Annotated in this window: 6 protein-coding genes; 2 read left to right on the forward strand and 4 right to left on the reverse strand. The window is 56.0% G+C overall.

What is annotated here, in order from left to right:
• The first annotated feature begins 62 nt into the window (after nt 1–62).
• Nucleotides 63–929, forward strand: coding sequence for a GNAT family N-acetyltransferase (locus tag KF885_00845; protein MBX3047701.1), 867 nt, complete (start codon nt 63–65; stop codon nt 927–929).
• A gap of 33 nt (nt 930–962) precedes the next feature.
• Nucleotides 963–1,661, forward strand: coding sequence for a M48 family metallopeptidase (locus tag KF885_00850; GenBank protein ID MBX3047702.1), 699 nt, complete (start codon nt 963–965; stop codon nt 1,659–1,661).
• Between the two features lies 1 nt (nt 1,662).
• Here KF885_00850 and KF885_00855 read toward each other — a convergent pair whose 3' ends face one another.
• From KF885_00855 to KF885_00870, 4 genes are all read right to left on the reverse strand, one after another.
• Nucleotides 1,663–5,106: a LamG domain-containing protein gene (locus KF885_00855; protein ID MBX3047703.1), complete on the reverse strand. Its 3,444-nt coding sequence runs from the start codon at nt 5,104–5,106 to the stop codon at nt 1,663–1,665.
• 68 nt (nt 5,107–5,174) lie between these two features.
• Nucleotides 5,175–6,014 (reverse strand): hypothetical protein, encoded by an 840-nt coding sequence (locus tag KF885_00860; protein ID MBX3047704.1) that lies wholly within the window; start codon nt 6,012–6,014, stop codon nt 5,175–5,177.
• A 12-nt stretch (nt 6,015–6,026) separates the two neighbouring features.
• Entirely contained in the window at nt 6,027–6,917 is an 891-nt protein-coding gene (locus KF885_00865) for a hypothetical protein (GenBank protein ID MBX3047705.1), read from the reverse strand.
• Nucleotides 6,914–9,613, reverse strand: a complete 2,700-nt coding sequence (locus KF885_00870) for an RHS repeat-associated core domain-containing protein (protein ID MBX3047706.1) — start codon at nt 9,611–9,613, stop codon at nt 6,914–6,916. The genes KF885_00865 and KF885_00870 overlap by 4 nt, the downstream gene beginning before the upstream one ends.
• Nucleotides 9,614–10,071 lie beyond the last annotated feature (458 nt).

Below are 10,071 nucleotides of genomic sequence, written 5' to 3' on the forward strand. Positions count from 1 at the left end.
GTGAGCAGTGGGCCAGAGTCTATAATCCAGAGCATGAGAGCCATGCCGAGCAGGAGGCCGTTGTGTCCACCCGGGAGATAAAAGCCGCCGGGTTGAAAGCGCTGGAGCTGGCCACCGCGCTGTTGCAGCGCGCCCGTCGCGCCGACCCCGTGGCCGGCGTGTGGGAGGCTGCCGATGTGCAGTGGTGGTGGCGCAAGCCGCGGCGCTCTGACGCGGCCGAGAAGCTCTTTTGGGTCGACGACCAGGGACCGGTCGCCGGCGTCCTGCTGACCAGCTGGAGCGACGCGGCCTGGCAGTGCGACCCGGTCATCGTGCCGGGCGCAGCCGGCCCGGCGCCCAGCGCCGTGTGGAGCCGGGCTTTAGAGCATGCCCGGCAGCACGCCGCGCAGGGGTTTGAAGTACCGGTGAGCGACGACGATCTCATCTTCCGCGAACTCGCCCTGGGCGCCGGACTGACCGCCGGCGAGCAAGACCGCACCGCCTGGCTGCCTGCCGCCGAGCGGCCGTCTGTATCGACGCCGCGGGCGGGCTTTGCGATCGTCGATCGCACCGGGGGCAGAGACGCCCCGCATCCCATGCAGGCCCGCAATGGGGAAGACGTGGCGCAGCGCCTGGAGCAATGTTCGCTGTACGACCCGGCGCTGGACCTGGCGGTCGAGGCCGCCGATGGGCGGATCGCCGGCTATTCCCTGTACTGGTTCGACCCCATCACCAAGCTGGGTCTGGTCGAACCGGTGCGAGTCGAGGATGAGTTCCAACGGCTGGGCCTGGCCCGGGCGATGCTGTCGGCCGGGATCGAACGGCTGGCGGCCCGCGGCGCCGAGCGGATCAAGATCTCGTACCAGACCGAGGCGGCCGCGGCCCTGTACCAAGGAATCGGCTTCCGCCAGACCTCCACGGCCACCTGGTACCAGGCGCAACCCGCCTAACACCTCAGGATTTCTTGCCTATAATTGTGGCTGATGACCACGCAGATCCAAGTCGAAGATATATTGGTAGACGTGCATTTCAAGCGCATCAAGCGCTTGAACCTGCGCGTGCAGGCACCGCACGGTGCGGTGCGCGTCTCCGCCCCGGCCTGGGTGGGCCTGGGCGCGGTGCAAAAGTTCGTGGCCGCCAACCTGGGTTGGATCCGCCAACAGCAGCAGCGCTTCGCCAACCGGCCCCTGCAAGCCCCGCTGCGCTATCTGGATGGCGAGACGATCTACCTGTGGGGTCAGGGTTACCCGCTGCGGCTGCTGAAGAGCGCCCGCGGCCCGGCAGTGGAACTGCGCGACGGCCAGGTGCGCCTGGCCGTGCGCGGCGCGGCCAGCCGGGCGCGGCGGGCGGCGCAGGTGGCCGCCTGGTACCGCGATCAGCTGCGCGCCGCGGCGCTGCCGCTGATCGCCCAGTGGGAGCCGGCCATCGGCCGGCGCAGCAGCGGCCTGGCCATCCAGCAGATGAAGACGCGCTGGGGCAGCTGCAACACGGCCACCGGCGCCATCCGGCTCAATACCGAGCTGGCCAAGCGGCCCATGCACCTGCTGGAATACGTGGTGGTGCACGAACTAGTGCACCTGATCGAACCGAGCCACAACCAGGTCTTCAAAGCCCACATGACCCGCCTGATGCCCCGCTGGCGGGAATACCGCAAAGAGCTGAACAGCGGAGCGCTGGGATAGCCTAGGGCGTCGGCGTGGCGTAGATGACGCCCGAAGGCGCATGGGGCTGCTGGGAGCCGTAAGAATATTCCCAGTTCTGCCAGCCCACAGGGGCGGGAGGCGTCGGTGTGTCAGTCGGCGTGGGGGTTGGTGTAGGCGTGCCTGGCATTCCGGTATAGCCAATTGCGGGGCTGGAGCTTGCATAGTCCAAACTCGTCTGGTAATAGATGGCAATCCGGCCATTTCCTCCAGGGCCGCCATTGTTATTGCCCCCGGCGCCACCAGCGGCCGACAAGCTGTTCAAATCCACTATATCGCCCTCAATGCGGATACTACCGCCGGCGCCACCGCCACTCTCGCCATAACCGGGCTCATTTACCCAATCGTAAGAACCATACGACCCTTGTTGGCCACGGGTCTGAATGCTGCCCGTAAAAGCAATCTCTTGCGCTCGGACGAAAATAATGCCGCCGCCAGGCGCGCCATTCCCGCCTGTGCTTTCGCCACTACCTGCTGCGCCGCCGCCTCCGCCGCCTGAGCCAAAGTACAGCTTGGACAGTTGAGGATTCCCGTAAGCAGATCCTACATAAGCATGGCTGGTACCCCCAGCGCCACCAGCATGATTTCCTCCAGCGCCCTCTTCCCATGGCACTGGTCCGCCCCCGCCACCGCCGCCATTGGCCTGCACAGAAATGCCGCCCACACCTGTATAGCTTTCGCCCTGCCTGCCATTGCGATTGTTGTTGAAATAACCGCCAGGTCCACCGCGATAGCCCAGAGCATTTACCTGCATACTTCCGGTTCCGTTCAGCATCTCCTGGACCTCAAAGGCCAACACGCCGACCCGTACTCCATTCCAAGCAGAGACTGTTAGCGTGCCATTTACTGTCAGGTTGCGATACTGCGGTATGCGCATCAGCATGACCCGTTGATTGTTGGTGGCAATGCCCAGGTTGTTGTCATTCCCAGCGCCATTGCCGTAGAAATTCTGCTTTGCCGTAGTAAAGACGACGGTGTCGCCCACTACGTTGGAAACCAGCAAAGCCTCATAATTGCCGACATTGACAGAATTGGCCGAGGTGCCCTGCAAGTTGATGATTAGCACCTTGTCCCCGGGAGACAGACACCCGTCACTGACCACTTTTTGCAGTTTGGCTGTGTGAGAGGTCAGTTCAAGCACGGAGTACGCCACGGCGTCGCCGCCATCGGCACAGCTGCGGCCGGCGATCAACGTGGCCGAATTCAAGTTCACGGTCTGACCATTGTTGATAACCACATCCCCATCCAGTCCGTTCCCCCACTCCCCAGGCGCGGTAAGCGTGCCCGTGGCTGTGGGCGTCAGACTTAGCGTAGGCGTAGGAGTCGCGGTACTTTCTACATAAATCTGAACGGGTGTCGCACTGGGATTCGAACTATTTATAGAATGACTATTCTGGTAGAAAAACGCAATACGCCCCTTGCCGCCGGCGCCCCCGACACCACCACCTGTGGCAGTGATGGTGGTGGAATTTAGGTTCAAGTCAAAGCCGGTAATTGAGATGCTGCCCCCTGCGCCGCCCCCACCAGCGCCCCACCAGGGGCCACTCCCATTTTGTCCATTTTGGCCGTTAGCTTGAATGGTGCCGTTGAAATTCACATTAAAGGCATGGATGAGAATGATGCCGCCGCCACGGCCACCCACACCGCCGGTGCTGTTTTGTCCAGTGGAGCCACCGCCACCACCGCCGGACCCATGGTAAATCTTTGACAAGTCGGCTAAGCCGTAGGGGCCGCCGCCTGTAGCCACCCAACTGCTCCCCGCGCCACCCGAAGTTCCATAGGCCCCACCGCCGCCCGTGTAGGTGCCCCCGTTGCCTGACCCCCCACCCCCATAGTTGGCCTGGTTGGATGTGCTAACAGTGTAACGAATGCCCCGCCCTTGACTGGAGGCCGGTCCTCCTGGATAGCCTCTTTGGCTCACATTGAGAGTGCCAGTGCCAGTCAGTTCGCCTTGAACTCTAAACACTACGATCCCAGTGGAGGTGCTGTAGTTCATCGCCGTGGTGTTTAGCAAGCCGTTCAGCTCTACATCGTGATAATTGGGCACGCGCTGAATATGCACATATTGAGTGCTGGACAGATTGTTATCCTGATTGGTGGTCTCTCCGTAAAATTTGCCTTTGGGGTCCACAAATGTAACCACATTGCCAGCCACAGAATGCACTCTCAAAAATTCATAATTCCCCACATTAACCAGATTCGTATTTTGGGACCCAATATTGATCAGCAATATTTCATCCCCGGGCTTAAGACAATCCCCCGCTGGCGTGCTATTCAGGGTCGCTTGAGTTCCGGTCAACGCAGTTACGCGATAGTTGGGTGAATCTGCACAAGTACGGCCAGAGATAGTGGCAGTAGTGCTGATGTTTACCGTTCCGCTAAACTCCACATCCCCATCCGCCCCGGTGCCCCAGCGCTGCTGCAGCTCGGTCAGGGTCGGCATGGGCGTCGGGGTGAGGGTGGAGACCTGGCTGGGAGTCGGCGTGGGCGTCTGCACCGCCGCGTAGAAGCCGGCGATCTCCGCATCGCTGAGCGCCCGGTCCCATAGGGTGATCTCATCCAGGCGGCCGTGCCAGGCCTGGGCCGCGCTGTGATTGGCGCCGATCCGCAGCGCGCCGGTGTCGTAGGCGGCGGTGCCGGTCACGGTTTGGGCCGCCACCAGCACGCCGTTCACATACAGGCGGATCTGGTTGGCAGGCTTGTCGTAGACACCCATCACGTGCGTCCAGGTGTTGAGCGGCGGCACCGGGCCGGTCACATTCTTGGGGTTGAGGTCGTGCGCCCAAAATTCGAGATAGCCGTCCGCCGTCGTGCGCAGGATGTAGTCTTGGGCGGTGGATTTTATGACTATCGTCTTTACGCTCCCACCCACAGACAGGGGATAGATCCAGCCCCCGACACTGAAGCCGTTGGCGGGCTTCAGATCGGCACTGTCGGCCACCGACACATAATCGTTGCTGCCGTCAAAAAGCAAAGCCTTGCCGGACAGGCCGTAATCGGTCCAGGTGGCCCCGCTGATGGTGCCGTTGTTGTTTTGGGCGCCGTGCGTGTCGCCGGCCGTGCTGCCGCTGCCCTCGTCGAAGCTCCAGCGCGCCAGCAGATTGGCGGTTGGCGTGGCCGTAGCACTGGGGCTGGGGGTATGGCTGGGCGACGGCGTTTGGCTGGCGGTCAGCGTCTCGCTGGGGGTCAGCGTTTCGCTGGCAGTGGGCGTGTCGGCCGGCGTGGGCGTGTCGGTTTCCTCTTGCAGCGCTGCGCCCGGCAGCATCCAGGCCGGTGGCTGTCCGGCAGCCGGCAACCCACTGGCCGCCGCCGGGGTGGCCAGCAAGCCGAAGACGGCATAGGCCAGCGTGGCCACCAGCACGCTGGCGACCAGCAGGCGGGCTGTCCAAATGCCAGGGTTTCTTGTTTGATGATTGCTTTGTTTCATATCCGAACCCTATTTTCCTCCACCCTCAACTCCACCCAGGCTTCAATCACAAAACTGCTGTAAAGAAATCAAGCTCTGTATATCCAAGCCATCTGCGCCATACTGGCATAGGCAGAGTCAGGCAATTCAGCCAATTGATCCAGAATATCATTCTTTATAGCAAGGAACTTTTCTTCAGTATCACTAACAATATGCATCCGCCCCGCGATTTGATTGGAAAAGCATCGAAAGTCATTTTTTGAATCAATCAACAAGCCTTCTTCAATCACGAGAAATCCTTCCGTGTGGTAAAAAGTTAGAATTGAATAGAATTCTAGATTCGTGGGCTCAATCAATCTTGGTCTAAAGATAGTTATGTCATCAGGATGGCCATAAACTTCGATCAAATTCGCAGCAGATAGTTTAAGAAAGTCATCTAAAAGTTCAGAAAGTGCATTAAGCAAAATCTCAACTCTATATGCCACGATCACGCCGCTTTCAGAATAAAAAGAAGAAAATCCATCCTTGATTACATAGTTATGAGAGACAACTTCACTTGGATTAGCATATTCACTTTCACCACCAAGCCGCCCGAGAAATTCGTGCATCTCTTCCACCGTTGTTCTATTAGGTAGTACTCCCAACCAACAAGGCAGCTTGCAAATTGATGTATCTGTGAGATAACGCCTCACGACCTCGGCTGCTCTATCTGGTGACAATGTGGGGGAGACAATAGGAGCACTAGGTATTAAATTGGCCTCGGTAATTATTATCTGCTCATCCGAGCCTCGCTGACTATTCACACATGAGCCCAAGAAGATTGACATTAAGAACAAAAGCACAGAAATACTAACCTTTGCCAGAAGGATGGGTTTCCTATGAAGTATGGACACTGATTTAACAAGCTCATTATTTCCCAATCCAGTCATTCAGCGACTAAATTAGGGTGGAGGCCATATATCTACCGGAATCGTCATGCATTCTTCACCGCCCCTTTGAAACTTCTTGTGGAATTCATCAACGGTTATCCCATAAACCTGCTCAACGTCCAGAGTATAGGGACCCACAAACTCGTTCATCTTGTTCCTGACACCTTCCAAATCTCCAGGCGAGAACAACCAAGCATTAAAAAATAAGTCTTCGATACAAATAACAGGGTTTTCAGTTTCAATGATAGGTCGTGTCGTATATTCTAAGATCACACCCTCTTCTGGATATGATAGCCACAGAATAAATGCGTTGGGAGCGGTTGGCTCAGCGATAGCAATCTCCAAATAAAACCTAACCGCCTCAGGTAAACCAAAGTCCCGTAAGACCATATCTAAGCTATAGTTATCAGTGAGCCTAATATATGTTTCTTCACCATATAGACGTATAAGGCCACCTTCAACCCTTGAATACGCCAACGTTGTGATATTAAGAGAACCTAGTTTTTGATCTGCAGAAAATTCGAATCTAGCCTTCATCGAGATAATCACTTCGTCTTCCGACGAAACAACTTCTACCCAACCGCTATCACCAGAAGGAGCCACATAGTATTCAGAGCTTCTAAAAATTGACGACCATTCTTGATTAAACTCGTTTTTAGTCGTCTCTCCTGGGGTTACCCCCCACCAACAAGGCAAATCACAATTGGAATATTTGTTACTCAGTTCCCCAAGAGATACTTGATAAGTTTCTTCTGTGCTGGGAGAGCTTGTTAAAGGAGAGGAGGGGGTATCGCTTGGAGCAGTTTGTTCTGCGACAGGAACAGCAACGGCCTGTCCCAATTGAGCACACGAAATCAACAATGTAGAGATAAAAATCAACCATTTAGCACAGTGAAGAGTCATTTAGTCTCTCCTATTTTCAGCCACTGAGACATATTTGTCGCCATCCACTCGCTTGCTGTCAAATCTTCCACTCTTTCTTCCAGTTCACCCGTTCCCCAAGAACTATAGGTCCAAGCAATGAACATATCCGCAAAAGTTTCAGATTTTGTCTCACTTGTATTCTGCTGCCAAAGCCTGCCACCAAACGGATTTGGAAGGAGAATACTCGCTCGGCTATCAACATATCTCTGCGGAAGGGAATTCTCAGGTACTTTGCCGTAAATGTTATTAAATACATGCCCAAGCTCGTGGATATAATTGTTCACACGCCTTTGAGCCACAAGCGACATAGCGGCACAGTCCACTAAGCTGCTGCTTCGAGTTACGCAACCGCCTGTGTATTCATCTCCCATATATGTATATGAGGAAACCTTGTTGATCACTAATGGGGTACTCGCATCAGTGTCAAATGCTTGCCTAAATGCTAGTGAGGAATTTTTCGAACCAGTAGTCTGAGCAACTTTAGCTGCAACATCACGGACGGCCTTATTTATTGCATAAAGATCTATGCTAGACCAATTGCCTGAAAGTTTAATGCCATAGCTTACCCACAAATTTTGTTGCACCGTTAACGGTTTACCGCAAATAATTCCATCCAAACATGGAGTTTTGGAAACATAACCGCTAGGGTCTACCATAGTTAGAGGCCGATTGAGGACATATGATAGCCTATTGAGCGTCTGAGGATTGCTTAATCGCGAAACAACGAGATCAGGCTGTATAAATCGCCCCAACGCCGGGTTATAGCATCTGGCGTTATAGTCCATCAAGCCCGTACCGTCGAGCCGTCGCTGCCCGGTGTAGCCAAAGTCGGTCTGTGCGATGCCTTCTTCAAAGCGCGGCAGGCCATAGGGTGTGTAGCGCTGCTCACCCAGCAAGTCACCAACAGCATCTGTTAAAGCCACCAGCGAGCCCAAATGGTCGGTCAGCAGGTATTTGGTGCCTTCGTCATCCCGCATGGCCAGGCGTTGGTCAGCCAGGCCGTAATATTTTATGATTTCAGGCGAGCCATTGGCGTCACGCACTTCATAGGCGCCACCGCCCAGATACAAGGTAATTGTGCCGTCCGGGTTGACCTGCTTGACACGATGGCCATTGCCGTCATAGATAAGCACCCACTCATCGTCGCCATTGTCCAGGCCTGCCAGGCGGTTCTCGGCATTGAAGGTCTGCGTCCATTCGATACCATATTCAATGCGAGTGGTCATGTTGCCGTTGGCATCATAGCCGTAACTGCCGGAGAAGGGCATGGCTGGCGGCGTGGGCGTCAGCTCTAAAGTAGGTGTCACCTCTGGCGTCTCGGTCGGTGTGACCTCCGGGGTCTCGGTCGGGGTTTCCGTTTCCGTAGGTTCTGGCGTTTCCGTGGGGGTCTCGGTTTCGGTAGGTGTCACCTCCGGTGTCTCAGTCGGCGTCTCCGTCTCAGTCGGCGTGGCTTCGGGGTCAAGCGTCTCCGTCGCAGTAGGCGTCAGCGTCGGTTCCAGAGTAGGCTCCGGCACGATGTAGTTGCCTGCGCTGAGGATGTTGCCGAGCTGGTCATAGTCCCAGCGCTGGCGGTAGATGTAGTCTTCCGGCTCTGTGAAAGCGTTGGCTTCCAGCAAGCGGTCTAAATGATCATATTCGTAGCTGAAGTTCTCATTGAGAACTGTGTCTTGCATGGCGGTGATGTTGCCGGCCAGATCGTACTCATAACTGAAGTCGATCAAGTCCTGGGAGCCATTGCTGGCCGCCCGGTTCAGCAAGCGGTTGGTGCTGCCGGAATAGGTGTTGGTCACCAATACGCCATTGCCCAGGCTCATTTGCGTGATCTGGCTCAGGGCGTTGTAGGCGAGAGTCGCTAAACTGCCTGTCTCTGTGCCAGCCATGCCGTTGACACGGCCCAGGGCATCGTAAGAATACGAAACCACTTCGCTGTCCGGGTATGTCAGGCTGGCAATGCGCCCCAGCCAGTCGCTGACGGTGGTGAAAGCAAAGCTGCCGCTGACCCCGCTGATGCTGCGCGTCTCGGTCACAGTGCGGCCATAGTCGCTGTAAGTCCAGCTGGTGCTGCCGCTTTGGTCCGTCATGCCGACCCGAAAGCCGATCGTGCCGGCGCTGCTGCCATAGCTGTAGGTCGCCAGGGTCTGGCTGGTGTTCTCGTCGGTCTTGCTCAGCAGGCGGCCCAGGTCGTCATAGGCAAAACTCAACACCTGGCCGCGCGCATCTTCCTGCTCCAGCAGGTTGCCCAGCGCGTCATAGGCATAGTTCCACAGGCCCATGTCTGGGTCGTTCATGCTGGTCTTGCGGCCCAGCCAGTCGTAACTGATGGCGGTGACGTTGTTCTGCGCATCGCGCACCTGGGTCAGGCGGTCGTAGATGTCATAGTTATAGAGGGTCGTGGCGTAGAGAGCTGTACTGGGGTGTGTCCCGGAGAATTCCTGTACGGCGATCATGCGGCCCAGACCGTCGCTGGTGCGCGAGACCCGGTGTCCGTTGGGATCAATCATGCTGGTGGTCAAACCCGCATAGATCGTCTGGGTGCTGATGCTGCCTGGCTGGGTGGTGGAGGTCAGCCGGCCGAGCAGGTCATAACTGTGGACTGTGAATTGGCTGGGACTGCCAAAGCTGGGCAAGCTCTGGCTGCTCACCAGCCCGGCGGCATTCTGCGGTAGGCGCCACATGTAAAAGTCCAGTACATTAGGCGGTCGCGCCGACATATTCAGAATCCGATTCAGCAGGCGGCGAACATTCCAACCCGGCGATGCCGAAAACGTGGTGAGTAGCATCCAAGATCTTGAGTTCGCCGTCCAATCAGTATGTCTCATATCGATCCCCTCACACCGTCACTTACTCCGTTAGATATGCAATTAACCAAAGTAAGCCAAGAACGCCGGTAAAAAAATAAGAAGATCCCACTAACCTGTAATTATGTGAGCGGTCATCAAATTCTTTATCAGAGATTTTTAAGAAATGATTTAGCCTTCCCATTAATAAGGAGACGACATCGCGCTGCTTACGACCAAGAATAAAAGTCTGAAAACCAAAGACTATACAATAGACAGAATAAAGTAACAACAGAAACAGCAAAAGAGCACGATACGTTACATTCATTTTTCTTCTATTTGGTTGGCGGCCTTGG

The organism is Anaerolineales bacterium (assembly GCA_019637805.1).
Lineage (GTDB): Bacteria > Chloroflexota > Anaerolineae > Anaerolineales > UBA11579 > JAMCZK01.